24 protein-coding genes are annotated in these 24,205 nt (G+C 70.7%); 23 read left to right on the forward strand and 1 reads right to left on the reverse strand.

The genetic code is table 11. The features are described 5' to 3' along the window. The first annotated feature begins 53 nt into the window (after window positions 1-53). The 10 genes from AOP78_RS00875 to AOP78_RS00920 all read left to right on the forward strand — a co-directional run bounded on the left by AOP78_RS00875 (window position 54) and on the right by AOP78_RS00920 (window position 10,252). The gene (locus AOP78_RS00875; protein WP_160297578.1) at window positions 54-602 is read left to right on the forward strand and encodes a sigma-70 family RNA polymerase sigma factor; all 549 of its coding nucleotides are present in this window, start codon (window positions 54-56) and stop codon (window positions 600-602) included. After that, on the forward strand, window positions 599-2,143 hold the full coding sequence (locus AOP78_RS00880; protein WP_062200577.1) for a hypothetical protein: 1,545 nt from the start codon (window positions 599-601) through the stop codon (window positions 2,141-2,143). Before AOP78_RS00875 ends, AOP78_RS00880 begins: the two co-directional genes overlap by 4 nt. A gap of 112 nt (window positions 2,144-2,255) precedes the next feature. Continuing rightward, on the forward strand, window positions 2,256-2,807 hold the full coding sequence (locus AOP78_RS00885) for an RNA polymerase sigma factor (RefSeq protein ID WP_062200579.1): 552 nt from the start codon (window positions 2,256-2,258) through the stop codon (window positions 2,805-2,807). Then, window positions 2,804-4,240, forward strand: a complete 1,437-nt coding sequence (locus tag AOP78_RS00890; RefSeq protein WP_062200581.1) for a hypothetical protein — start codon at window positions 2,804-2,806, stop codon at window positions 4,238-4,240. Before AOP78_RS00885 ends, AOP78_RS00890 begins: the two co-directional genes overlap by 4 nt. Before the next feature lie 47 nt (window positions 4,241-4,287). Then, window positions 4,288-5,175 (forward strand): o-succinylbenzoate synthase, encoded by an 888-nt coding sequence (locus tag AOP78_RS00895; RefSeq protein WP_083979639.1) that lies wholly within the window; start codon window positions 4,288-4,290, stop codon window positions 5,173-5,175. After that, complete coding sequence (menD, locus tag AOP78_RS00900) at window positions 5,172-6,935, forward strand: 2-succinyl-5-enolpyruvyl-6-hydroxy-3-cyclohexene-1-carboxylic-acid synthase (protein WP_062200584.1); 1,764 nt, start codon at window positions 5,172-5,174, stop codon at window positions 6,933-6,935. Before AOP78_RS00895 ends, menD begins: the two co-directional genes overlap by 4 nt. Further along, window positions 6,932-8,110: a hypothetical protein gene (locus AOP78_RS00905; RefSeq protein WP_062200586.1), complete on the forward strand. Its 1,179-nt coding sequence runs from the start codon at window positions 6,932-6,934 to the stop codon at window positions 8,108-8,110. The genes menD and AOP78_RS00905 overlap by 4 nt, the downstream gene beginning before the upstream one ends. Window positions 8,111-8,125: 15 nt before the next feature. Next, entirely contained in the window at window positions 8,126-9,487 is a 1,362-nt protein-coding gene (locus AOP78_RS00910) for an alpha-amylase family glycosyl hydrolase (RefSeq protein WP_062200589.1), read from the forward strand. 199 nt (window positions 9,488-9,686) lie between these two features. After that, on the forward strand, window positions 9,687-9,995 hold the full coding sequence (locus AOP78_RS00915) for a hypothetical protein (protein ID WP_152659348.1): 309 nt from the start codon (window positions 9,687-9,689) through the stop codon (window positions 9,993-9,995). Then, the gene (locus AOP78_RS00920; RefSeq protein ID WP_062200593.1) at window positions 9,992-10,252 is read left to right on the forward strand and encodes a hypothetical protein; all 261 of its coding nucleotides are present in this window, start codon (window positions 9,992-9,994) and stop codon (window positions 10,250-10,252) included. The genes AOP78_RS00915 and AOP78_RS00920 overlap by 4 nt, the downstream gene beginning before the upstream one ends. 183 nt (window positions 10,253-10,435) lie before the next feature. On the opposite strand, the gene AOP78_RS00925 is transcribed toward AOP78_RS00920, so the two are convergent. Next, window positions 10,436-11,701 (reverse strand): isochorismate synthase, encoded by a 1,266-nt coding sequence (locus tag AOP78_RS00925; RefSeq protein ID WP_236685252.1) that lies wholly within the window; start codon window positions 11,699-11,701, stop codon window positions 10,436-10,438. A 94-nt stretch (window positions 11,702-11,795) separates the two neighbouring features. Here AOP78_RS00925 and AOP78_RS00930 point away from each other — a divergent pair, with 94 nt between their 5' ends. Genes AOP78_RS00930 through nuoK form a run of 13 tightly spaced genes read left to right on the forward strand, consistent with a single transcriptional unit; the run spans window position 11,796 to window position 24,205 of the window. Continuing rightward, window positions 11,796-12,056 carry a hypothetical protein gene (locus AOP78_RS00930; RefSeq protein ID WP_152659349.1) on the forward strand — a complete coding sequence of 87 codons (261 nt, stop codon included), beginning with the start codon at window positions 11,796-11,798 and terminating at the stop codon, window positions 12,054-12,056. A gap of 48 nt (window positions 12,057-12,104) precedes the next feature. Next, window positions 12,105-13,448, forward strand: coding sequence for a geranylgeranyl reductase family protein (locus tag AOP78_RS00935; RefSeq protein ID WP_062200599.1), 1,344 nt, complete (start codon window positions 12,105-12,107; stop codon window positions 13,446-13,448). Window positions 13,449-13,487: 39 nt separating this feature from the next. Beyond that, window positions 13,488-13,847 (forward strand): NADH-quinone oxidoreductase subunit A, encoded by a 360-nt coding sequence (locus AOP78_RS00940; protein ID WP_083979643.1) that lies wholly within the window; start codon window positions 13,488-13,490, stop codon window positions 13,845-13,847. Window positions 13,848-13,852: 5 nt separating this feature from the next. Further along, entirely contained in the window at window positions 13,853-14,404 is a 552-nt protein-coding gene (locus AOP78_RS00945; RefSeq protein ID WP_062200602.1) for an NADH-quinone oxidoreductase subunit B, read from the forward strand. A 14-nt stretch (window positions 14,405-14,418) separates the two neighbouring features. Continuing rightward, window positions 14,419-15,099, forward strand: coding sequence for an NADH-quinone oxidoreductase subunit C (locus AOP78_RS00950; protein ID WP_269082092.1), 681 nt, complete (start codon window positions 14,419-14,421; stop codon window positions 15,097-15,099). After that, on the forward strand, window positions 15,096-16,445 hold the full coding sequence (locus AOP78_RS00955; protein WP_062200606.1) for an NADH-quinone oxidoreductase subunit D: 1,350 nt from the start codon (window positions 15,096-15,098) through the stop codon (window positions 16,443-16,445). Before AOP78_RS00950 ends, AOP78_RS00955 begins: the two co-directional genes overlap by 4 nt. After that, on the forward strand, window positions 16,442-17,104 hold the full coding sequence (gene nuoE, locus AOP78_RS00960) for an NADH-quinone oxidoreductase subunit NuoE (protein WP_062200609.1): 663 nt from the start codon (window positions 16,442-16,444) through the stop codon (window positions 17,102-17,104). The genes AOP78_RS00955 and nuoE overlap by 4 nt, the downstream gene beginning before the upstream one ends. After that, window positions 17,101-18,441, forward strand: a complete 1,341-nt coding sequence (gene nuoF / locus AOP78_RS00965) for an NADH-quinone oxidoreductase subunit NuoF (protein WP_062200612.1) — start codon at window positions 17,101-17,103, stop codon at window positions 18,439-18,441. The genes nuoE and nuoF overlap by 4 nt, the downstream gene beginning before the upstream one ends. Continuing rightward, entirely contained in the window at window positions 18,438-20,894 is a 2,457-nt protein-coding gene (locus AOP78_RS00970) for an NADH-quinone oxidoreductase subunit G (RefSeq protein ID WP_062200615.1), read from the forward strand. Before nuoF ends, AOP78_RS00970 begins: the two co-directional genes overlap by 4 nt. Beyond that, window positions 20,894-22,438 carry an NADH-quinone oxidoreductase subunit NuoH gene (gene nuoH, locus AOP78_RS00975; protein ID WP_083979645.1) on the forward strand — a complete coding sequence of 515 codons (1,545 nt, stop codon included), beginning with the start codon at window positions 20,894-20,896 and terminating at the stop codon, window positions 22,436-22,438. The genes AOP78_RS00970 and nuoH overlap by 1 nt, the downstream gene beginning before the upstream one ends. Next, window positions 22,435-23,124 carry an NADH-quinone oxidoreductase subunit NuoI gene (nuoI, locus tag AOP78_RS00980; protein WP_083979647.1) on the forward strand — a complete coding sequence of 230 codons (690 nt, stop codon included), beginning with the start codon at window positions 22,435-22,437 and terminating at the stop codon, window positions 23,122-23,124. The genes nuoH and nuoI overlap by 4 nt, the downstream gene beginning before the upstream one ends. Further along, window positions 23,121-23,909 (forward strand): NADH-quinone oxidoreductase subunit J, encoded by a 789-nt coding sequence (locus AOP78_RS00985; protein ID WP_062200617.1) that lies wholly within the window; start codon window positions 23,121-23,123, stop codon window positions 23,907-23,909. The genes nuoI and AOP78_RS00985 overlap by 4 nt, the downstream gene beginning before the upstream one ends. Continuing rightward, window positions 23,906-24,205, forward strand: coding sequence for an NADH-quinone oxidoreductase subunit NuoK (gene nuoK, locus AOP78_RS00990; protein ID WP_062200619.1), 300 nt, complete (start codon window positions 23,906-23,908; stop codon window positions 24,203-24,205). Before AOP78_RS00985 ends, nuoK begins: the two co-directional genes overlap by 4 nt.

A 24,205-nucleotide genomic window follows, 5' to 3' on the forward strand; every position in this document is an offset into this window, starting at 1 on the left:
CGATATGGCACCCGGTGGCGTGGATGGGGTACAAACGCACCCGAGGGGGATGGATGAAGGACGACCCAGTGCTCGCGCAGCTGCTCGAGCATCGTTACGCGTCGCTCGTGGGCTACGCGAGGCTCGTCGGGGGAACGCGCGACGATGCCGAGGATCTCGCGCACGACGCGATCGTCGCCGTCTTCTCCAAGCGACGCCGGTTCGACTCGCTCGAGCATGCGCATGCCTACGTCCTGCGTGCGATCGCCTCGCGGCACGTCGATGCGGTGCGGAGGCGGAGCCGCCGGATCGGGCGCGAGGCGGCGACCGCGTTCCGGGATGCTGCGGTGGTCCAGGGGCCCGAGACGGCTGTCGCTGACAATGACGCGATCATGGCCGCGCTCGCGGCCCTTGGCCCGCGGGAGCGCGCATGCGTGGTGCTGCGTCACCTCGCGGATCAGTCGGTCGCCGACACCGCGCGGGCGCTCGGCATCAGCGACGGCGCCGTCAAGCGGTACACGTCCGACGGCCTCGCGGCGCTCGCCGCCACGGGACTGGTGGGAGACGACGCGGCGGGCGTCGAACGAGAGACGAGCAGCGTGCGGACGGGAGGACGACGATGAGCGAGATCCATGAGGCCTTGGGTAAGGTCCACGCGGCGGAGTCGGCGGGGATCCTTCTCGATGATGAGGCCCGCGAGGGCCTCCAGCAGCGCGTCGGGCGTGGGCGCCGGAAGAGGGCCGTCGGGACGGCGCTCGCCTCGGTCGCAGCGGTCGGACTCCTCGGTGTCGCGACGGTCGCCGTGGCGCAAGGAGTGTCTGATGTGGCCGAGCCAGCGGTGTCGGAGTCGTCGCTCGCATCCGCGTCGGCCGAGGCGTCCGCTTCCGCGAGCCCGAGCCCCGCCGAGGTCGTCTACGACGACTACGACGGTCCGGTCGAGGTGCCGCTCGTGGCGGGCGGCACCGTGGAGTTCTCGGCGAGCTCGGAAGCCGATGCGGGCTCCATGATGAGCGTCGCCCCCGTCGCTGGGCCGAGCCTCGATCCGATCGACGCCGAGACGCTTGACGCGCTTGCGGACAGCGGTGCACTGGTGCGTGCCAGCAAGGACGAGGAGGGCGACCTCTTCGAGAAGGAGTGGTCCCGTCTCTATGTGGTCCTCCCCGACGGGACCTCGCAGGAGGTGGTGGACATGCAGGCGCTCAGTGATGAGCTCGGGCTCGGCGTCGGCGGCCCCAGCGCGACCATCTCGGTGGATCCGGAGGATGGACGGGCCCTGCTCGGGTTCGACGACCTCGATGGCAACTATGCCCTGCTGCTGTGGGACATGGAGTCGGGTGACACGACGATCCTCGCTCAGTACACGGACGCACCCGTGCTCTACACGGGCCCGGACTCCGAGATGTGGATGGGTGCCAAGTGGGACACGATCGCGTGGGATGGCGAGCGGTGGCTCGTGTGGGAGACCAACGCTCCTAGCGATGAGGAGCTCGACGCAGGCGAGATCGCCAGCAACGTGATGCTCGCGATCGCTCCCGACGGCTCCTGGAGCACCGATGGCATGTGGGTGGACCAGATCGAGAACTCGGAGGACCAGCTCGCCGGCAACGACGATGCCGAGCTGCCGGGCAGCTCCTACTCTGTTCCCGGTGTAGCGCTCTGGCTCGGCGGAGCGGACGCCATCGGCTGGTTCGCCGTGAACGATGACGGTTCCCTCACCGAGGTGTGCCCCGCCGAGGACACGGGCGTGCAGTGCAGGGTGATCGGGACAACCGCGGACGGCGACGTCGTGGTGATGGAGGGCAAGCAGCCCTACGCCGTGGACCCGGCAACGGGGGAGCGCGCCGAGATGACGGGGGTCAGCAAGCGCGCGGCGCTCGGAGGCGAGTCGGCGCCGCTCGGCGACGGCTACGTCGAGCTGCCGTACGTCTACGACGGCACGACCACCGCCATCTGGCATCGTCCCGACGGGGACGTCGAGATCGACGTACCCGATTCCGGCGACTACACCTGGGCCGACAGCACCGGCACCACCGCATGGATCGGCACCCTCGACTTCGGCCCGTACGTCGCGGTGATCGGCGAGGACGGCGTGTGGCACGAGATCGATCTCGGTCTCGACCCCGACGATGAGTCGATCAGCACCTCGATCATCGTGGTCGGCTGAGGCGCGCGGGCCCCGTCGGCGAAAAGGGGGTCGACGGGGCCCTCGCGCGGCACCCCAACCGTCCCGGCCCCCTGTGCCGTGAATCAGGTAGAAAGGCTGCCAAGGGGGATTGATGAAGGACGACCCAGCGCTCGAGCACCTGCTCGAGCATCGCTATGAGTCGCTCGTGGGCTACGCGACGCTCGTGTCCGGCTCGCGCCAGGACGCGGAGGACCTGGTGCACGACGCGATCGTGTCCGTGTTCTCCAAGAAGCGCCGCTTCGACTCGTTCGACCACGCGTACTCCTACGTCCTGCGCGCGATCGCGTCCAGGCATGTGGACGCGCGCCGCAGCTGGCTCAGGCGCGTGGGCCGTGAGGACCGGGCGGCGGCGCTCGCGCCGCGCTTCGCGCCCGGGCCCGAGGAGTCGGTCGGTATGGACGATGCGGTGGTCGCCGCGCTCGCGACGCTCAGTCCGCGGGAGCGGGCGTGCGTGGTGATGCGGCACCTCGCCGATCAGTCCGTCGCCGACACGGCGCACGCGCTCGGCATCAGCGACGGCGCGGTCAAGCGGTACACGTCCGACGGACTCGCGGCGCTGGTCGCCTCGGGGCTCGTCACGCGGGAGGTCGCCGACGCGGCGGCCGTCGAGAAGGTCGACGTCAAGATCGGAGGCGCGCGATGAACGAGTTCCACGACATGCTGCGAGGCGCGAGCGACGCCGCCGGGCACGGTTCCTCGGCGGACGGCGCCGAACGTGCCGAGATCCGCAGTCGGATCGGTGCCGGGCGCCGGCGTCGCACGATGGGCACGGCGGCCGCGGCGCTCGCGGGCGTGCTGGTGATCGGCGCGACCGGTGTCGCGCTTGCCTCGGGCGGGTCGCGCGACGCCGGGCCCGCGGGGGTCGCCGAGTCGACCTCGCCGACGCCCACCGTCTCTGCGTCCGCCGACGGTGACGTGCTCAGCCTGGGCGACCCCTCGCTCGAGGGGGAACCCGTGGTCATGGACGTCGTTGGAGGCGGGACTGTCGAGTTCGCCACCTGGAGCAACGAGCAGGTCGACGAGCTCGGACTCGAAGGCTTCGACCAGGGACCCGAGCTCGAGCCCGTCGCCGCCGAGGACCTCGACGGCTACGGCGAAGGCTGGGCCTTCATCGAGGACAAGATCATCACCGATGAGACCTCCTCGGTGCTGCTGCTGGCCGCGCCCGACGGGAGTGCGGTCGAGGTGGCCGACCTCGGTGCGCTGGCCGACGAGGTGGGTCTCGGCGGCGGCCTGTACGTGGGCGAGGTCGCATCGTCGTCCGAGGCTCCTCAGGTGATGGTGCCCCTCTCTGGCGACACGGGAAGCGCCCTGCTCTGGCTCGACTTTGAATCGGGGGAGACGTGGGTGTTCCCGCTCGATGACAAGGTGGACGTCAGCGCGATCCTCTGGACGTCCTCGGAGACATGGATGGTCTGGGGGTCTGCCGACGGGACTCCGATCGCGATCTCCCTCACGGTGGGGGACGGAGCGGCGGGCTGGGGCGTCGACGATGCGTGGGTGCCGTGGTCCGCCGACGACTCCGCACTCGGCGGGAACGTCGGCACGGTCAACGGTGGCGTTACCGTCTGGCTCGGCGATGCCTCCCTGCTGGTGACGCGTGGACAGGTGGTGTACACGCTCGAGGACGTGTCGATGGTGCTCGGCGAGTCCGAGTATCAGCGGGTGGCGGCGGGCGGTGTCCACGACTGCTTCCTCGTGGTGCTGTCGCAGGCGATCGGATGCCTCGATGCGGCGACGGGGGAGGTGTCCGAGGTGGAGGACCTTCCGGCACCCTCGGGGATCACGGCGACGGCGGCGCTCGGGGACGGCTATGTGGAGAGCCCGGCCTTCGAGTCCGACGACACCGTCGCCACGTGGCACCGTCCAAGCGGGGACGTGGAGATCTCCGTGGCTCCCGGCGCTCAGTCGAGCGGTGGTGGCGGCGGCGTCGTGTGGTTCAGCACGACGACAGGCGGGGAGCCCGCGGTGGCGAACGTCGGCGCGGTCGGCACGGACGGCGTCTACCGCGCTGTCGACCTGCCGTTCGCGGAGGCCGGGGTCGACGAGGAGGCGTACGTCTACCCCGTCGGTTGAGCCGCGCGGACATCTTCCGGACACGCGCTCACCCCTAGAGTGTGCGCATGGAGTTCCGCCCGTTCCGCGTGCCGCTGTCCACCCGCTTTCGAGGGGTGACGGAGCGCTCGGGGGTGCTGATCCGTGGCACGGCGCCCGACGGAACGGACGCATGGGGCGAGTACTCGCCGTTCCCCGACTACACGCCCGACAGGGCGAACCGCTGGTGGGAGGCCGCGATGGAGGCGGCCCACGGCCTGTGGCCGGAACCGGTGCGCGACAGCGTGCCGGTCAACAGCATCGTCCCTGAGCTGCCAGCCGGCCGCGCCGCCCAGCTCGCGGTCGCGAACGGCTGCACCACGGCCAAGGTGAAGGTCGCGGGCACGGGCGGGCTCAAGGACGACGTGCGGCGCGTCGAGGCGGTGGCCCGCGCGCTCGGGCCCGAGGGCAGGGTGCGGGTCGACGCGAACGGCGCGTGGGATGTCGACACCGCGGTGAGGTCCCTGATTGAGCTCCACGCCGCCGCGAAGGCCGGCGGGGGCGAGGGGCTCGAGTACGTCGAGCAGCCGTGCCGCACCGCAGCGGAGCTCGCCGAGGTGCGGCGGCGCACGAGTGTCCTGGTCGCCGCCGACGAGTCCGTCCGCATCCCCGGCGACGCCGACGAGGTGATGCGCCTTGGCGCCGCCGACATCCTCATCCTGAAGGCGGCCCCCATGGGCGGCGTGCGAGCTTGCCTCGACGTCGTGGACCGCTGGGACGTGCCGATCGTCGTCTCGAGCGCGATGGAGTCCTCGGTCGGCCTCGCCGCGGGGCTCGCGCTCGCGCTCGCGGTCCCCGACCTGCCGTACGCATGCGGGCTCGGGACCAGCGCGCTGCTCGCGAGGGACACCGTCGCCGTGCCTCTCGTTCCCGAGAGTGGGACAATGCGCATGCGTCACATGGAGGTGATCGCGTGAGCACGACGCAGCCGTCAGCGGCCTTCGCCCGCGAGCTCATCGCCTCGCTCGCCGTGCACGGCGTCCGCGATTACGTGCTGTGCCCGGGCTCGCGTTCGGGCCCCATCGCGCACGCGCTCGCGGCCGCGGCCGGCCCTGATCGCCCGACGCTCGCGCCCAAGATCGAGCTTCACGTCCGCATCGACGAGCGCGCCGCGGCCTTCCTTGCCCTCGGCATCGCGCGCGCCCACATTGCCGCGGGCGATCCCCGCCCTGTCGCGATCGTCACGACGTCGGGCACCGCGGTCGGCAACCTGCTGCCCGCCGTGATGGAGGCCCACCACTCGGGCGTCCCGCTGCTGCTGCTCACGGCCGACCGGCCCGGCGAGCTCAAGGGCGTGGGAGCCAACCAGACGACGGATCAGACGGGGCTGTTCGCCTCGTTCGTGCGCTGGTCCGCGGAGTCCGCCGCGCCGACCCCGCACGAGGGCGAGGGGAGGGCCGCCCGCCTCGCCGCGCGGGCGGTCGACGCCGCGATCGGCGCCGACGACGAGCATGACAGCGTGCCCTGCATGGGGCCCGTGCACCTCAACCTCGAGTTCCGCGCGCCGCTCCAGGACGACGGGGGAGCGTGGCCGATCGTCAAGCGCGAGCCCGTGGTGCGGATGCGTCGCAGGTCGATGGGCCTCATGGAGGCGCTCAAGGGGTCCGGGCCCGCCCACCTTCCCGACAGGAAGCGCGGGGTCGTGATCGCGGGCGACGGCGCCGGCGACGACGCGAGGAGGCTCGCCGAGACCCACCGTTGGCCGCTGCTCGCGGAGCCCACCTCGGGCGCGCGCACGGGAGAGTGCGCGATCCCCGGCTACGTCGACTTCCTGCGCTCCGAGCGGGGCCGGACGGTGTCGGGGGAGGCCTCGATCGTGATCGTGGTCGGGCGTCCGACGCTCACCCGCGAGGTGCAGAGGATCATCGGCACCGCGAAGGATCTGCGCGTCGCGGGGCACGGCGCGCGCTGGCGCGAGGCGCCGCGGCACGCGAAGAAGGTCGTCGGCAAGGTCCCCGACGAGTGGTTCGAGCGCGCCGCCGACGCCGGCGAGCCGGACGACGCGTGGCTCGACTACTGGAGGGCCGCCCCCGCGCCCACGGTCTCCGGATGGGGCGCCGACAGGGTCGCCGCCGAGGTCGTCGCCTCGCTCGGGCCTGACGCTGTGTGCGTCGTCGGCTCGTCGGGGCCGATCCGTGCGCTCGACCGCGTCGCCCCCGCGTGGGAGGCGGGCTCCGCGCCCGCCCTGATCGCGAACCGCGGCCTCGCGGGCATCGACGGCACGGTGTCGACCGCGGTCGGTGTCGCGCTCGCGGCACGCGGCCCTGCGACCGCGTACATGGGCGACGTGACGTTCCTGCACGACGTCGGCGGGCTGCTCGTCGGCCCGCGCGAGCGCCGCCCCGACCTGCGCATCGTCGTCGCGAACGACGGCGGTGGCACGATCTTCGGTCGCCTCGAGCACGCCGGGGCCGACCCGGACGTGGTCGAGCGCGTCTTCACGACGCCGCATGGAGTCCAGATCGGTCCGCTCGCGGCCGCCTACGGGGCGCGGCATGTGGTCGTGGACGATGCCTCCGGATTGGCGCGCGCGCTCGCGTCGCCCCCGTCGGGGATCGAGATCGTCGAGGCGCGGCTCGCGCCCGCGCCGGTCGACCCGACGGCCGAGTCGACGGGGCACGACGCCGAGGCGACGGGCGAGATCCCGCAGGTCCCGTCACCGGGCGAGGCCCGGTGAGGCCGATCCGCGGACCCCGCTTCTGGGGCGGGCTGACGGCCGTGCTGAGCGTCGCGATCGTCGCGGCGCTGCTCGCGCTCACGCTGCCCTACCTCAACGAGGGCGCGGACGATGCGGGAGTCAAGGACGATGCCGCGGTTACCTCGGCGTCGGCGACCGCCTCGGACGACGCGTCGGCGAGCGCATCGTCTCCCGCGTCCTCCGATCCGTCCGCTACCGAGGACGTCGGGATGGACACGGACCAACTCGACTACCAGGCGCTCGAGGCCGTCGGCGAGGGCTGGGCCCTCGCGACCGCCGTCGACGACGCGGACGCGGTCACGCTCATGGCGATCGACCCCGCGGGCGGTATCTACCAGGCGGCGTCGCTGCCGGAGGGATCGGAGCTCCTCGGCTGGCTCGCGACTGCCCAGGCCGTGGTCTACGACCCGGCGACCACGGAGCTGTACGAGGTGATCATCGTCGACGGCACGAAGACCTCGTTCGGGACCGGGTGGGAGGACCCCGAGATCGCGATCCCCGCCGACGGCTCGGTCGAGCAGGTCTTCGTGCTGTCCGGACCCGAGGGCGAGCGCACCATCAGAGCCGTCGACACCTTGACCGGGGACGTGGACGACGTCGCGGACGCCGCGGACCGCCGCAGCCCGGTCTCGAGCGCCGACGGCGCGACCGTGCTCACCGCCGTCGGCGAGTCCCCCGTCGACGTGGTCGCCTCCGCGGCCGGCGCCGCGGACTCGTCGCTCGGCGCCCCCCTCGGCGGGACCGACTGCGAGCCGTCCGCGTGGGAGGACGGCCGCCAGGCGATCGTCGTGTGCGCCGACTCCGACACGACCGTCTGGGCGCTCGAGGCGACCACCGGAACCTACGCGCAGGCGGCGACCCTCGCATCGTCCGGGCACCTCGCGCTCGCCGCGTCCGGGACGCGCGTGCTGGTCGCCGGCAGCGTCTACGGGGTCGACGGGACGCTCAAGTGGGAGCTTCCCGCCGAGGCCGCCGACGCGACCGCCGGAGCCTTCAGCGGTACGACGCTCGTGCTGTGGTCGCCCGACAAGGACGGGCTCACCGGCTCGGTCTCACTCGTGCGGTCCACGGGGGAGTTGTCCGGCGTGGCCTCGGTACCGGACGGGTACCAGGGCTTCGCCCAGGTGGTTCCCGCCGCGGCGTACTTCGAGTAGGAGTACGTTGGCGGTGTGTCCACCGCCCGCCCCGAGCCCGAGTGGGTGCGGCACGCCCTGTGGTGGCACGTCTACCCGCTGGGCTTCACCGGCGCGCCGATCCGGCCCTTCGCGCGGCCAGGGCTCGAGCATCGTCTGGGGCATCTCGAGAGGTGGCTGGACCACCTGATCGAGCTCGGACTGTCGGGCCTCGCGCTCGGCCCAGTGTTCGCGTCCGAGAGTCACGGCTACGACACGACGGACCACTATGCGATCGACCCGCGGCTAGGGGATCTGGCCGACTTCGACGCGCTCGTGGCAGCCGCGCATGAGCGCGGGATCCGGGTGATGCTCGACGGCGTCTTCAACCACGTCGGCCGCGCTCACCCTGCGTTCCAGGACGTGCTCGCGCACGGTCCGTCGTCCGCGTACGCCGACTGGTTCCGGCTCGAATGGCCGGGCGGGCCCTCCGCGTGGGCGCCGGGCGTCGAGCCGGGCTACGCCGACTTCGAAGGGCATGGCGCTCTCGTCGCGCTCAACCACGCGGCGCCCGCCGTCGTGGACCTCGTGGCCGACGTGATGAGCTTCTGGCTCGATCGCGGGGCCGACGCGTGGCGGCTCGACGCCGCCTATGCCGTGCCCCTCGACTTCTGGGCGGCCGTGGCGGCGCGGGTGCGTTCCGCTCACCCCGAGGCGTACCTCATGGGCGAGGTGATCCACGGCGACTACGCGTCGTTCGTGCGTGACGGTGGGCTCGACTCGGTGACGCAGTACGAGCTGTGGAAGGCGACCTGGTCGAGCCTCAACGACCGCAACCTGCACGAGCTCGCGCACTGTCTCGGCCGGCACGCCGCCTTCCTGGACGAGTTCGTGCCGTTCACGTTCATCGGCAACCACGACGTGACCCGCATCGCGTCGCGGCTGACCGACGCGCGTCACCTCGAGCACGCTGTTGTCCTGCTCGCGACGCTGCCCGGCACCCCGGCCGTCTACTACGGAGACGAGCACGCCTTCCCGGGCATCAAGGAGGATCGCGCGGGCGGGGACGATGCGGTGCGCCAGGCCTTCCCCGCGTCGCCTTCCGACCTTGCCGGGGTGGGCGCGCACGCGGTCGCCGTGCATCGTGAGCTGCTCGCGCTTCGGCGAAGACTGCCGTGGTTGCATGACGCGGCGGTCGCGGTGCTCTCCGTGACGGATTCCGAGATCGTCTACGCGTGCTCGGGCGACGGCGAGGCTGAGCGCGCCCTGGTCGCCCTGTCCGTGGGTGACGGTGAGGTGACGCTGGCGGTGCCCGGCGCGACGCACGTACTGGCCGGGTCCTGCGCGTTGGAGGGGACGGGGCCGGATGATGCTGTCGTGCGGCTGGGGTCGCACGGCTGGTGCGTGCTCGCGGGGTGACCGCCAGGCCCTGTCGGCGCCACATGCCTGGCCGATGCTGCTCGCCGCGCGCGTCGACGCGGTGACTTCTCCACAGGCGCTCACCGAACGGCCTCCCGACTGGCTACCTTGGACCGGCTGAGGGGCGAGCAGAAGGGTGAAGCATGAGGCGCAGCGTGCGCAAGATGGCGGCAGGAGCTTCACCGACCAGAACAACACCTTGAGCATCCAGAACAACTGTCGGTACGGCAACGTGGTCTGGAGTATTCGCCTGAGCGCCGCGATGAAGTCGATGATCGTCTCGACCGTTGACGAGCTGGGGGCAGTCGGCTACCGCGATGGCACGCGCATCGGGAGGAACGCGCAACACCTCAGCAAGGCGGACTCCTACTGGTTCCACGGAAGCTTTCCGATCGGACAGACTGGGGTCAAGTTCAGGATCACGGACACGTTCCAGTTCACCGTGAAGGTTGGCGGGAAGAACCTCCCGGGGGCGCTGTTCGTCGACAAGACGGTGAGGCTGGCATGAAGGCGGATGAGCGGGTCGACGACGCGTGTGAGGACGCGGCGACGATCATCGACTGGGACGGTGCCCACGGCACGGGAGTCGCGCGCACGGACTTCGAAGGGTGCGAGGTGTGGCTCCACAGCTCGATGCACGCGCCGGGTTCTCCTCCCTCCATGTTCGCCCTGGGTGCGCGTATCCGGCTCCGGTTCTGCAGCACTCCTGATCAGGACGGCTACAGGTGGATCGGTGAGGTGGCCTGGCCACTCGAGGTCGAATGACGCGCACTGTGCTCTGCCGCCGTTCGGGTCCGCAGGTGGGTCGCTGACGGTGGGCACAGTCGCGGTCGGTGATTGCTGAGGCTACGGGCATTCCCGGCTTGGCGGAGCACGCTGCTTGCGAGCCCCGGCGTCGCCTCGCGGAACCGACGCTGGTCGACCCGAAAGGGTGGGAAGGGGACTTCGTCAAACGAGGCCGAGGGCCTGGCGCATCGGCTCGAGCTTGGCCTCCGACTCCGCCCACTCCGACTCCGGCTCGGACGCCGCGACGATGCCGCAGCCCGCGAACATCCTGACCTTGCGCGGGTCAGTCGCGTCGATCTCGGCCGACCTCAGCCCGATGCAGAACTCGCCGTCGCCCGCCGCGTCGATCCAGCCGACCGGGCCCGCGTAGCGGCCCCGGTCCAGGCCCTCGAGCTCGTCGATCATGCGTGCGGCGGCGAGGGTCGGGGTCCCGCAGACGGCCGCGGACGGGTGGAGCTCGCGGACCATCTCGAGCACGGATGCAGCATGGTCGAGCGATCCCGTGATGTCCGTCGCGAGATGCATCACGTTCGGCAGGTGCAGCACGAAGGGCTCGTCAGGCACGTTCACCGATGCGCAGTGCGACGCGAGCACCTGCGTCACCGAGCGCACCGCATAGCCGTGCTCCTCGCGGTCCTTCGAGGAATGGGCGAGCGAAGCGGCCCGCGCAAGGTCGGCGGTCTCGTCTCCCGTGCGGCGGATCGTGCCCGCCAGCACGCGCGAGGTCACGAGCCCGTGGTCGACTCGCGCGAGCAGCTCGGGCGTCGCGCCCACGAGCCCGTCCACATGGAAGGTCCAACAGCCGTCGTAGTCGCGCGCGAGCGTCGGCATGACGGAACGAGGGTCGACCGGCGCCTCGGCCGTGGCGCTCACCGCGCGGGCCAGCACGACCTTGTCGACCTCGCCCCGGCCGATGCGGCCCACCGCCGCGGACACGGAAGCGTCCCAGGCCTCGCGGTCCCCCGGCGCCTGGGCGAGCCGAGGCAGAGCCGGGGCGGGGGAGGAGGTGCCGAGGGCATCGGCCAGGTCCGGCGACGCGCCGTGCTTCCCGTCCGTCGTGATCTCCGTCAGGAAGCCGCGCCCGTCGCGGACACCGAGCACGTAGCGGGGCACGATGAGCGCGCCGCCGTGCGCCGAGCCGTCCGCGAACGAGAACGAGCCGAAGGCGACCAGTCCCGACCCGCGCACGTGCGCATCGTCTCTGACCACGGCGTGGCGCGTGATGCGTCGCCACCAGGTGGCCGCATCGTCGATGCGCGACGACCCGCGGGACTCGAAGCGCGCGACCTCGCCCCACGCGATCATCCCCTCGCCGCGACGCACCCACGCCATCCCGCCCGGAGGAACCAGGGCGAGCAGATCGTCGGGGGCGTCGACCGCGACGGTGCGGGCGGCCAGCGTCGGCATCGAGGGGAGCTGGAGGGTCACACGGTCAGCCTAGGACCGTGGCGGGACAGCGGGGTTCGCGCCGGGACGATGCTGGGGCTGGGGGCCACGCCGCCGCGCGGCTAGGGTGGCGAGCATGGTTCTTGCGATGGCCGGTGGATTCGCCGTGACGGCGGGGGCGGGCGCGCTCATGCTCGTGCAGAAGCATCGCGTGGGCGCGGGCGTGCTCATCGCTGCCGGCTTCCTCGCCGCGATCGCGCTCTCGGTCACGCGTGGCGCCGCGGTGCGCGGCGACTACGTGGAGGGACTGCTCGTCGGGCTTCCGGTGATGCTCGGCGCCGGGTTCTGGCTCGATCGCCGTCAGCGGGCGGGAGCGTCCGGACAGTCTCGCGGTTGAGCGGACAGGGCGTTCAGAGCACCCCTGTAGGACGTTTAACCTAGGACGGTGAAGACAGAGGCGGACGTCATCGTCGTGGGCGCAGGCCCCGGTGGTGCCGCTGCCGCCCGGTACCTCGCCACCGAGGGCTTCGACGTCATCGGCCTCGAGAAGTCCCGCTTCCCACGCGAGAAGGTGTGCGGCGACGGCCTCACCCCCCGCGCGGTCAAGGAGCTCCAGCTCATCGGGCTCGAGACCCCCCGCGAGGAGGGGTGGATCCCCAACTACGGTCTGCGCATGGTCGGCGGCGGTCACCGCCTCGAGTTCCCGTGGCACGAGCTCGAGTCCTTCCCGAACTACGGGCTCAGCCTTCCCCGTGCGCAGTTCGACCACCGCCTCGCGCAGCACGCGCGCGCAGCGGGCGCCGACGTCCGCGAGGGCTGGCACGTCGACTCCCTCATCGTCCGCGACGCCGACGGCGAGTTCGTCGTCACCCTCGATCTCGCCGATCGCGCCGCCGCCGTCCGCCCGGGAGGCGAGGCCCGCGTCGTCGGCGTGGTCGCCCGCGAGACCGACGAGAACGGCCGCAAGGTCGGCGAGCGCACCGAGTTCAGGGCACCGCTGATCATCTCCGCCGACGGCGTGAGCGCCCGCCTGGCCCTGGGGCTGGGGATCGAGCGCAAGATGAACCGCCCGATGGGCGTCGCGGTGCGCACCTACATGGAGACCCCCCGCCACGCCGAGGAGTGGATGGAGGGGCACGTCGAGATCTGGTCCGGCGAGCGCGGCGCCTCCGACATGCTCCCCGGCTACGGCTGGATCTTCCCCCTCGGCGACGGCACCGCCAACGTCGGGCTCGGCACTCTTAGCGCGAAGGGCACCCCGTCGGGGCTCGACCACCGCGCGCTGATGCAGGGCTGGCTCGAGCACTCCGCCAAGGACTGGGAGTTCGGCGACCAGATCGGCAAGATCAAGGGCGCCGCCATCCCCATGGCATTCAATCGTCAGCCGCACTACGTCCCGGGCATGATGCTCGTCGGCGACTCGGGCGGCATGGTCAACCCGTTCAACGGGGAGGGCATCGCCTACGCGATGCAGGCCGCGCGTCGCGCCACCGAGGCGGCAGTGGCCGCCCGCGAGGCAGGGGCGGACGACAGGGCACGCGAGCAGGCGCTCGCGGCATATGCCCGAATGATGAAGGACGACCTCGGCGGGTACTACTCGCTGGGCAGGGTGTTCGCTTCGTTGATCGAGCATCCGACGGTGATGAGCATCTGCGTCAAGTACGGGTTGCCTCGTCCACTGATCATGGAATTTGTCTCTAGACTGCTGGCAGACGTCTATGAACCCCGGGGCGGAAGCTGGTCCGACAAGCTGTTGTCGGCACTGGTGAAAGCGGCTCCGGCGGCCTGACGCGACAAAGACTGTCGGACCCCGGGAGGGATAGCGCAAGTGAACCCCTATGTACCGATCCTCGTGATGGTGGGCATCGCCGCCGTCATGGCGGTGGCTGGCCTCGCGGCCAGCCGTGTCCTGGGACCGCACCGCGACAATGCCGCGAAGCTCGACCGCTACGAGTCCGGTCTCGAGCCGACGCCGCTCGCGAAGGGCGGCGGTCGCATCCCCGTGAAGTACTACCTCACGGCCATGACGTTCATCATCTTCGACATCGAGGTCGTCTTCCTCTACCCGTGGGCCGTCGCGCACGACGCGCTCGGCTGGTTCGGGCTGATCGCGATCATGACCTTCCTCGCCCTCATCACGATCCCCTTCGTGTACGAGTGGCGCCGCGGCGGATTCGACTGGGAGTGATCTGAATGGGTATCGAAGAGAGCGCACCTCCGTTCATGCTCGGCACGGTCGAGTCCTTCGTGGGCTGGGCCCGCGCGGGCTCGATGTGGCCCGCGACGTTCGGCCTCGCGTGCTGCGCGATCGAGATGATGGGCACCGGCACGTCGCGCTTCGACATCTCGCGCATCGGCTCCGAGGTCTTCCGCGGCTCGCCGCGCCAGGCCGACGTGATGATCGTCGCCGGCCGCGTGTCCAACAAGATGGCCCCGATCGTGCGCCAGGTCTACGACCAGATGGCCGACCCCAAGTGGGTGCTGTCGATGGGCGTGTGCGCCTCGTCCGGCGGCATGTTCAACAACTACGCGATCGTCCAGGGCGTCGACCACGTCGTCCCCGTCGACATCTACCTCCCCGGCTGCCCGCCGCGCCCCGAGATGCTCATCAACGCCCTGCTTGAGCTCCAGGAGCAGGTCAAGAGCACGCCGATGGGTCGCAACCGCCGCGAGATCGCCGCCGCCGCCGAGGCCGCCGCGCTCACCGCCACGCCGACCTCCGACATGAAGGGACTGCTCCGTTGAGCGAGACCCAGGACCTGTCCGGCGCCGCCCCCGTGGCGCCCGAGGGTCGCACCCTCATCAACGTCCGTCAGGGCATGTTCGGCGGGCCCGGCGGTGACACGTCGGGCTACGGCGGCCTCAAGCGCGTCATCGAGATGCCTGGAGCCACCGAGCGCCCGTACGGCGAGTGGTTCGACGGCGTCGTCGACGTCCTCGAGGAGCTGCTGGGCGAGCGTGCGGGAGAGGCGATCCAGTACGTCGTCGTCGACCGCGGCGAGCTCACGCTCCACGTCGCGCGCGAGCACCTGCTCGAGGTCGCGACGCACCTGCGCGACGACCAGGACCTGCGCTTCGAGATGTGCCTCGGCGTGTCCGGCGTTCACTACCCTGCCGACGAGGGCCGCGAGCTTCACGCCTGCTACCCGATGCAGTCGATCACCCACAACCGTCGGTTGCGCGTGGAGGTCGCCGTGTCGGAGGACGACGCGCGCATCCCGTCGATCACGTCCGTCTACCCGATGAACAACTGGCACGAGCGCGAGACGTACGACTTCTTCGGCATCGTCTTCGACGGCCACCCCGCCCTCGCGCGCATCGCGATGCCGGACGACTGGGTAGGCCACCCGCAGCGCAAGGACTACCCGCTGGGTGGCATCCCGATCGAGTACAAGGGCGCCGAGGTTCCGTCGCCCGACACGCGGAGGCAGTACCGATGACACCTGAGCAGACCATGCCGCAGGCCACGGGGCCCGACTTCGACGACCCGAACGCCCCCGAGTTCACCGCGTACGGCGGCGACTGGAGCGAGATCGCCGACGAGGCCGCCCGCCTCGGCCAGCAGCGCGTCGTCATCAACATGGGTCCCCAGCACCCGTCCACGCACGGCGTGCTGCGCGTGATGCTCGAGATCGAGGGCGAGACCGTCACCGAGGCCCGCGCGGGAATCGGCTACCTCCACACGGGCATCGAGAAGAACATGGAGTTCCGGACGTGGACGCAGGGCGTCACGTTCGCGACCCGCATGGACTACGTCGCCTCGATGTTCAACGAGGCCGTGTTCTGCCTCGGCACCGAGAAGCTCCTCGGCATCACGGACGACGTGCCCGAGAAGGCCAACGTGCTGCGCGTGCTCATGATGGAGCTCACGCGCATCGGCTCGCACCTGGTCGCGATCGGCACCGGCGGCAACGAGATGGGCGCCACGACCGTCATGACGACGGCGTTCATCGGCCGCGAGGACACGTTCCGCGTCATCGAGATGCTCTCGGGACTGCGCACCAACAACGCGTACATCCGTCCCGGTGGCGTCGCGCAGGACACGCCCGAGGGCTTCGTCGACTACGTGCGCGACATGATCCCGCTGGTCAAGCAGCGCCTCGATGAGCTGGCCGACATCCAGCTCAAGAACCCGATCTTCATCGGGCGCCTCAAGGACGTCGCCGTCCTGGACCTCGCGCCCGCGATGTCGCTCGGCGTCACCGGCCCGATGCTGCGCTCGGCAGGCGTGCCTTACGACGTCCGCAAGGCGGACCCGTACTGCGGCTATGAGGACTACGACTTCCAGGTCCCGACCTCGACGGACGCCGACGCCTACTCGCGCGTGATCCTCCGCCTCGAGGAGTGCTACGAGTCGCTCAAGATCGTCGAGCAGTGCGCGGCCCGCCTCGAGGAGCTCGAGGGCGCGCCCGTCATGGTCGCCGACAAGAAGATCGCGTGGCCGGCCCAGCTGTCGCTCGGCACCGACGGCCAGGGCAACTCGCCCGAGCACATCAAGCACATCATGGGCGACTCCATGGAGGCGCTCATCCACCACTTCAAGCTGGTGACCGAGGGCTTCAAGGTCCCCGCCGGCCAGGCCTACGTGGCGGTGGAGAACCCGAAGGGCCTGCTCGGCTGCCATGTCGTCTCCGACGGCGGCACCAAGCCGTGGCGCGCCCACTTCCGGGACCCCGGCTTCAACAACCTGCAGGCGCTCTCGATCCTCACGCAAGGCGGCCAGGTCGCCGACGTCGTGGTCGCGATCGCCACGATCGACATGGTCCTGGGAGGCGTCGACCGATGACCTACGACGAGTCCACGCTCGAGAAGCTCAAGGCCGACGCGGCCGAGGTTCGCGGCCGCTACCCGGTCGAGCGCTCCGCGCTGCTGCCGCTCCTGCACCTGGTCCAGTCCGTCGACGGCTACGTGTCGCCCGACGGCATCCAGTTCTGCGCCGAGCAGCTGGACCTGACCGCGGCCGAGGTCAGCGCGGTCGCCACGTTCTACACGCAGTACAAGCGCCGTCCGAGCGGCGAGTACCAGGTGGGAGTGTGCACCAACACCCTGTGCGCCGTCATGGGTGGCGACGAGATCTGGAAGCGCGTATCCGAGCGCTGCGGTGTCGGCCACGATGAGACCACCGAGGACGGCAAGATCTCGCTCGAGCGTCTCGAGTGCAACGCGGCGTGCGACTTCGCGCCCGTGGTGATGGTCAACTGGGAGTTCTTCGACAACATGACGCCCGAGACGGCGCTCCAGCTGGTCGACGACATCCTCGACGGCAAGGCGGTCAAGCCGAGCCGTGGGCCCGACGAGGTGCCGACGTTCAAGGAGGTCTCGCGCGTGCTCGCGGGCTTCGAGGACGGGCGCGCCGATCAGGGCGTCGGGGCGGGGGAGCCGACGCTCGCCGGCCTCAAGACCGCCAAGGAGCAGGGCTGGACCCTCGAGGGAGGCGCCAAGTGACCGAGCTCGTCCCCGTACTGTCCGACATCTGGGACCAGGAGCAGTCCTGGAAGCGCGACACCTATGCGGCCAACGGCGGCTACACCGCGCTCAAGAAGGCGCTCGGCCTGGACAAGGCCGACCTCGTCCAGATGGTCAAGGACTCGGGCCTGCGCGGCCGCGGCGGCGCTGGCTTCCCGACCGGCATGAAGTGGGGCTTCCTGCCCCCGGACGACGGCAAGCCGCGCTACCTCGTCGTCAACGCGGATGAGTCCGAGCCGGGCACCTGCAAGGACATCCCGCTGATGATGGCGAACCCGCACGTCCTCATCGAGGGCGTCGCGATCACGTCGTACGCGATCCGCTGCAACCACGCGTTCATCTACCTGCGCGGCGAGGTGGTCCACGTGTACCGCCGCCTGCTGCAGGCGGTCCGCGAGGCCTACGAGGCCGGCGACCTGGGCAAGAACATCCACGGCTCCGGGTTCGACCTGGACGTCACCGTCCACGCCGGCGCGGGCGCCTACATCTGCGGTGAGGAGACGGCGCTGCTCGACTCCCTCGAGGGACGACGCGGCCAGCCTCGCCTGAAGCCGCCGTTCCCCGCCGTGGCGGGCCTGTACGCGCGCCCGACCGTGGTCAACAACGTCGAGTCCGTCGCCTCGGTCCCCGCGATCGTCAACAACGGCGTCGAGTGGTTCACCGCGATGGGCACCGAGCGCTCCAAGGGTCACGGCATCTTCTCGCTGTCGGGACACGTGAAGCGCCCCGGCCAGTACGAGGCGCCGCTCGGCATCACGCTGCGCGAGCTGCTCGAGATGGCCGGCGGCATGCGCGAGGGCCACGAGCTCAAGTTCTGGACGCCGGGCGGCTCGTCGACGCCGATCTTCACCGAGGAGCAGCTCGACACCCCGCTCGACTACGAGTCCGTCGGCGCCGCCGGGTCGATGCTCGGCACGCGCGCGCTCCAGATCTTCGACGAGACCACATGCGTCGTGCGCGCGGTCACCCGCTGGACCGAGTTCTACAAGCACGAGTCGTGCGGCAAGTGCACGCCCTGCCGCGAGGGCACGTTCTGGCTCACGCAGATCCTCAAGCGCCTCGAGGCAGGCAAGGGCACCGAGGCCGACATCCAGCAGCTGCTCGACACGTGCGACTCGATCGCCGGCCGCTCGTTCTGCGCGCTCGGCGACGGCGCCACGTCGTCCATCATCAGCTCCGTCAAGAAGTTCCGCGAGGAGTACGAGCGGCACGTGACCGAGGGGAAGTGCCCCTTCGACCACGCCGCCTCGGCCCTGTTCACGTATTCGTCGGACACTGCCTCCGACGAGGCCACCACCGAGGAGGCGCACGCATGACAGCGACCGACCCCAAGGCCGCAGTCGACACCGTCACGCTCACGATCGACGGCAAGGAGGTGACGGTTCCGAAGGGCACCCTCATCATCCGCGCCGCGGAGCAGATCGGCATCGACATCCCCCGCTTCTGCGACCACCCCGCGCTCGAGCCGGCCGGCGCATGCCGCCAGTGCCTCGTCGACGTGGCCGCCCCGGATCGCGAGGGCAACGTCCGCCCGTTCCCGAAGCCGCAGGCCTCGTGCACCATGACGGTGATGGACGGCATGGTCGTCAACACGCAGCACACCTCGGAGGAGGCGGACCGCGCGCAGAAGGGTGTGATGGAGCTCCTGCTCATCAACCACCCGCTCGACTGCCCGGTGTGCGACAAGGGCGGCGAGTGCCCGCTCCAGAACCAGGCCATGAACATGGGCCGCCCGGAGAGCCGCTTCGTGGACGTCAAGCGCGTCTTCGAGAAGCCGCTCGCGCTGAGCTCGGAGATCCTGCTGGACCGCGAGCGGTGCGTGCTGTGCCAGCGCTGCACCCGTTTCTCCAAGCAGATCGCCGGCGACGCGTTCATCGACCTGCAGAACCGTGGCGCGATGCAGCAGATCGGCACGTTCGACGAGAACGTCCTCGACTTCGACGGGTACAGCCCCGCGGGCCCCGCCGCCGAGGACGAGTCGGGTCGTGCGTTCAGCTCGTACTACTCGGGCAACACCGTCCAGATCTGCCCGGTGGGCGCGCTCACGAGCTCGGCCTACCGCTTCCGCTCGCGCCCGTTCGACCTCGTCAGCTCGCCCGGAATCTCCGAGCACGACTCGTCGGGCTCCGCGATCCGCACCGACCACCGCCGCGGCAAGATCCTGCGCCGCATGGCCCACAAGGACCCGGTCGTCAACGAGGACTGGATCACCGACAAGGACCGCTTCGCGTTCTCGTGGCAGAACCAGGCCGACCGCCTGACCCGCCCGCTCGTGCGCAAGGACGGCGAGCTCGTCGAGGTGTCGTGGCCCGAGGCGATCGCCGCCGCGGCCGCCGGCCTCAAGGCGGCCCGTGACGGCAAGGGCGTCGGCGTCCTGCCTGGCGGCCGCCTCACGCTCGAGGACGCGTACGCGTACGCGAAGCTCGCGCGCCTCGCGCTCGGCACGAACGACATCGACGCCCGCGCCCGCGCGGCCTCGGCGGAGGAGCAGGCGTTCCTCGGCTCGACCGTGGCAGGCGCCGGCCTCGGCGTCACCTTCGCGGACCTCGAGAAGGCCCCCGCGGTCCTCATGGTCGGCTTCGAGCCCGAGGACGAGGGCGGCGTGGTGTTCCTGCGCATGCGCAAGTCGCTCGGCAAGCAGCAGGTCTTCACCGCGGCGCCGTTCCTGAGCCGCGGCGCGGAGAAGCTCGCCGCGACCCTCCTGCCTGTGGCCCCGGGCCGCGAGGCGGGCCTGCTCGACGGACTGGTCGGCGACGCCTTCGAGGCGCTCGAGGCCGACGGAGCCGTCATCATCGTCGGCGAGCGCCTGGCAGCCACGCCGGGCGCTCTCACCGCGGCCCTCAAGCTGTCGCAGAAGACCGGCGCCCGCCTGGTCTGGATCCCGCGTCGCGCGGGTGAGCGTGGAGCCGTCGAGGCCGGCGCGCTGCCCGGGCTGCTTCCTGGCGGCCGTGCCGCCTCCGTGGCCGCCGCCCGCAAGGCCGTCGCCGCGGCGTGGGGCGTCGAGTCCGTGCCGTCCGCGGCGGGACGCGACGTCGACGCGATCGTGGCCGCCGCATCGTCCGGGGACCTGGAAGCCCTGCTCGTCGGCGGCGTCAGCCCGTCCGACGTGACGGGGCTGACCGACGCGATCGACAAGGCCGGCTTCGTCGTGAGCCTCGAGGTGCGCCGCTCCGCGGTCGCCGAGGCCGCAGACGTCGTCCTCCCGGTCGCCCCGCCGTCGGAGAAGGCCGGCACGTTCGTCAACTGGGAGGGCCGCCTGCGTTCGTTCGCGACGGCCATCGCGACCGACGCGCTATCCGACCACCGCGTGCTCGACCTCCTCGCGCGCGAGCTGGGCGTCGAGCTCGGCACGGGCAGCATCGGCGCCGTGAACGCGGAGATCGCCGCGCTCGGCGCCGCCGCGGACAGCCACCGCCCCAAGGCGCCGACCGCCAAGGCGGGCCGCGCGCCGAAGAAGGGCGACGTGGTCCTCGCCTCGTGGCACCAGCTGATCGACGAGGGCGCCCTCCAGGACGGCGAGCCGTACCTCGCCGGCACCGGCCGCGCGACCGTCGCCCGCCTGTCGCCCGCCACGGCGGACCGACTCGGCTTCGCCGAGGGCGCGCTCACCGTCACGGGTGAGGGCGGCGAGGGCGTCACGGTGCCCGCGGTCGTCACCGATATGGTCGACGACGTGGTGTGGCTCCCGACCAAGTCGCCTGGCAGCTGGGTGGCCCAGGAGCTCCGGACCGTCCCCGGCAACGTCGTCACCGTGAAGGTGGGTGCCTGATGTCCGTCCTCACTGGAATCTCCGGGCTCGCGGCGTACAACGCCGACGACCTCAGGAACGCCTACTGCGGCGTGACGGACGCCGCGGACGTCACCGACGCGCAGCAGGTGTGCCTCGACAACTGGGGGACCCTCGCGGGCGACCCGGTGTGGCTCGTCATCGTCAAGGCCGTCCTGATCCTGGTCTTCCTGCTCACGTCCGTGCTGTTCGCGGTGTGGTTCGAGCGCCGCGTGATCGGTCGCCTCCAGCAGCGCCCCGGACCCAACATGCACGGACCGTTCGGCCTGCTCCAGTCCGTGATGGACGCGATGAAGCTCCTGTTCAAGGAGGACATCACCGTCCGCGCCTCGGAGAAGGTGCTGTACATCCTGGCGCCGATGATCTCGGTGTTCTCCGCGCTCCTGATCTTCGCGGTGATCCCGTTCGGCCCGGCCACGCACATCCCCGGCACGAACATCGTCACGCCCGTCCAGCTCACCGACTTCCCCGTCGCGGTGCTGTACATCCTCGCGTGCGCCGCGCTCGGCGTGTACGGCATCGTGCTCGGCGGCTGGGCCTCGGGCTCGATCTACCCGCTGATGGGCGCCGTCCGCTCGACCGCGCAGATCATCTCCTACGAGCTCGCGATGGGCCTGTCGCTCGTCACGGTCTTCATGCTGTCGGGCTCGATGAGCACGTCGCAGATCGTCGACGCGCAGACCGACCGCTGGTGGATCTGGCCGCTGCTGCCCGCGTTCATCCTGTACGTGATCTCGATGATCGGTGAGACGAACCGTCTGCCGTTCGACCTCCCCGAGGCCGAGGGCGAGCTGGTCGCGGGCTTCATGACCGAGTACTCGTCCATGAAGTTCGCCTGGTACTTCCTCGCGGAGTACATGAACATGATCAACGTCTCGGCCGTCGCCTCGGTGCTGTTCCTTGGCGGTTGGCGCGCTCCGTGGCCCGCCTCGTGGGCCGGCGCGGACATGCTGAACTCCGGGATCTTCCCGCCCATCTGGCTGATCATCAAGATTTGGCTGCTCATGTTCGTCTTCGTGTGGGTGCGCGGCACGCTGCTGCGCTTCCGCTACGACCAGTTCATGAAGTTCGGCTGGAAGGTCCTCATCCCCGTGGGCCTCGGCTGGCTGGTGTTCTTCGCCGTCGGCCGCCAGTTCATGTCGTACTACAACCGCGACCTGAACCTGTACGACGCGGTGGCCTGGCTGGTCGCGATCCTCCTGGTCTACGCGACCTGGGGCTTCATCAAGGACTCGCGCACCGAGAAGGAGCGCAAGGAGCTCGAGGCGGCCGAGGCCGCCGCGGTCGACGAGCCCGAGGAGCCGTTCGACGCGTTCGCCGGCGGCTACCCCGTGCCCCCGATGCCCGGCCAGTCCTTGCCGCCGTCGCCGCGCTCGGGACGGACCGTGGAGGCCGCGATCAAGCTCGCGACGCCGCCCGAGGGCGTCGCCGTCGCCGACATGGACGATGCGGACCAGGACGATGCGGTGGCCGAGGACGACGCCTCCGATTCAGACGCGAAGACCGAGAAGGGAGGCGACGCATGACCGACGCCGACGAGACCTGGGAGGTCAACCGGGCCAAGGACGGCCAGGAGAAGCCCTTCGAGTCGAACCTGCCCAAGAAGGGCGCGCTCGGACAGGCGCTCGCGCCGGTCGCGGGCTTCGGCATCACGCTGCGGAACTTCTTCAAGCCGACCGTGACCGAGCAGTACCCGCGCGTGAAGACGCCGCCGATGCCGCGCTATCACGGCCGTCACCAGCTCAACCGGTACCCCGATGGGCTCGAGAAGTGCATCGGCTGCGAGCTGTGCGCGTGGGCGTGCCCCGCTGACGCGATCTACGTCGAGGCCGACTCGAACACCCCGGACGCGCAGTTCAGCCCCGGTGAGCGCTACGGCCGCGTCTACCAGATCAACTACCTGCGCTGCATCTTCTGCGGCCTGTGCATCGAGGCGTGCCCGACTCGCGCGCTCACGATGACGAACGACTACGAGCTCGCGGGACCCACCCGTGAGGGCCTCATCTACGAGAAGCAGGATCTGCTCGCGCCGCTCGAGGACGGGATGCTCCAGGCGCCGCACCCGATGGTGCCCGGCACCACCGACGGCGACTACTACCGCGGCGACGTGACCAAGGTCGCCAAGGAGCAGACGGCATGGGTGCGCGAGCACCGCCCCGACGACCCGACGCTTCCGGAGAATGCGGTCATGGCCGCCGAGGAGACGCGATGATCAGCCCGATCCTGTTCTGGTGCGTCGCCTTCCTCACGGTCGTGCCCGCGCTGTCCCTGCTGTTCGCCAAGAAGGCCGTCCACATCGCGATGGCCATCGTCGCGGTCATGGTCGGCCTTGCGGTCGCGTACGTCGCGCTCGACGCGCCGTTCCTCGGCGTCGTCCAGATCGTCGTCTACACGGGCGCGGTCATGATGCTGTTCCTCTTCGTCCTCATGCTGGTCGGCGTCGACCAGCGCGAGGAGATGAAGGAGACGCTCGTCGGCCAGCGCTGGATCGCGCTGTTCGGCGCGGGCGGCCTCGTGGCCCTGCTCATCTCCGTGATCGCGGACGTCACGATGGAGCCCGCCGAGGACATGACCTCGGGTGAGCCCGACGCCGTCGCCGGTCTCCTGTTCACCGACTACGTCGTGATCATGGAGATCCTGGGCGCGCTGCTCATCACGGCAGCGGTCGGGGCGCTCGTGCTCACGCACATGCCGCGCCTCGCGCCTCGCCGCACGCAGAAGGAGCAGCAGCGCGACCGCGTGCTCGCCGGCGCGAACCCGGTCAACAAGCCGATGCCGGGCGTCTACGCCCGCCACAACGCGCTCGACGTCCCCGCGCTCGACCCCGAGGGCAAGCCCATCGAGGACTCGGTCTCCCGCGTGCTCGAGATCCGCCACCAGATGGATACGGCCACGAGCTACCGCGCGGACCTCAACGATCCGTCGAAGCGCGTCAGCGACAAGCCGGAGCACGAGGCGACAGCCGAGACCGACTCTGAGAAGGGGGAGGACAAGTGAGCCCGATCGCCTTCGTCTACCTCGCCACGGTGCTGTTCGGCATCGGGGCGGCGGCGGTGCTGACCCGGCGCAACGCGATCATCGCGTTCATGGGCGTCGAGCTCATGCTCAACGCCGCCAACCTCGCGCTCGTCGCGTTCTCCCGCATCCACGGTGAGATCGACGGCCAGGTGATGGCCTTCTTCGTCATGGTGGTCGCCGCCGCCGAGGTCGTGGTCGGACTCGCGATCATCATCGCGGTGTTCCGTGCCCGCCAGTCCATCTCGCTCGACGAGCCTGCCGAGCTGAAGGGTTGA

Source organism: Demequina salsinemoris, from assembly GCF_000974805.1.
GTDB classification, from domain to species: Bacteria; Actinomycetota; Actinomycetes; order Actinomycetales; family Demequinaceae; genus Demequina; species Demequina salsinemoris.

What these genes read in the sequence shown, in the direction of transcription:
- AOP78_RS00875 (WP_160297578.1), top strand. Translation starts at nt 54, where the DNA reads ATGAAGGACGACCCAGTGCTCGCGCAGCTGCTCGAGCATCGTTACGCG.
- AOP78_RS00880 (WP_062200577.1), top strand. Translation starts at nt 599, where the DNA reads ATGAGCGAGATCCATGAGGCCTTGGGTAAGGTCCACGCGGCGGAGTCG.
- AOP78_RS00885 (WP_062200579.1), top strand. Translation starts at nt 2,256, where the DNA reads ATGAAGGACGACCCAGCGCTCGAGCACCTGCTCGAGCATCGCTATGAG.
- AOP78_RS00890 (WP_062200581.1), top strand. Translation starts at nt 2,804, where the DNA reads ATGAACGAGTTCCACGACATGCTGCGAGGCGCGAGCGACGCCGCCGGG.
- AOP78_RS00895 (WP_083979639.1), top strand. Translation starts at nt 4,288, where the DNA reads ATGGAGTTCCGCCCGTTCCGCGTGCCGCTGTCCACCCGCTTTCGAGGG.
- AOP78_RS00920 (WP_062200593.1), top strand. Translation starts at nt 9,992, where the DNA reads ATGAAGGCGGATGAGCGGGTCGACGACGCGTGTGAGGACGCGGCGACG.
- AOP78_RS00930 (WP_152659349.1), top strand. Translation starts at nt 11,796, where the DNA reads ATGGTTCTTGCGATGGCCGGTGGATTCGCCGTGACGGCGGGGGCGGGC.
- AOP78_RS00945 (WP_062200602.1), top strand. Translation starts at nt 13,853, where the DNA reads ATGGGTATCGAAGAGAGCGCACCTCCGTTCATGCTCGGCACGGTCGAG.
- AOP78_RS00955 (WP_062200606.1), top strand. Translation starts at nt 15,096, where the DNA reads ATGACACCTGAGCAGACCATGCCGCAGGCCACGGGGCCCGACTTCGAC.
- nuoE (WP_062200609.1), top strand. Translation starts at nt 16,442, where the DNA reads ATGACCTACGACGAGTCCACGCTCGAGAAGCTCAAGGCCGACGCGGCC.
- AOP78_RS00970 (WP_062200615.1), top strand. Translation starts at nt 18,438, where the DNA reads ATGACAGCGACCGACCCCAAGGCCGCAGTCGACACCGTCACGCTCACG.
- nuoH (WP_083979645.1), top strand. Translation starts at nt 20,894, where the DNA reads ATGTCCGTCCTCACTGGAATCTCCGGGCTCGCGGCGTACAACGCCGAC.
- nuoI (WP_083979647.1), top strand. Translation starts at nt 22,435, where the DNA reads ATGACCGACGCCGACGAGACCTGGGAGGTCAACCGGGCCAAGGACGGC.
- AOP78_RS00985 (WP_062200617.1), top strand. Translation starts at nt 23,121, where the DNA reads ATGATCAGCCCGATCCTGTTCTGGTGCGTCGCCTTCCTCACGGTCGTG.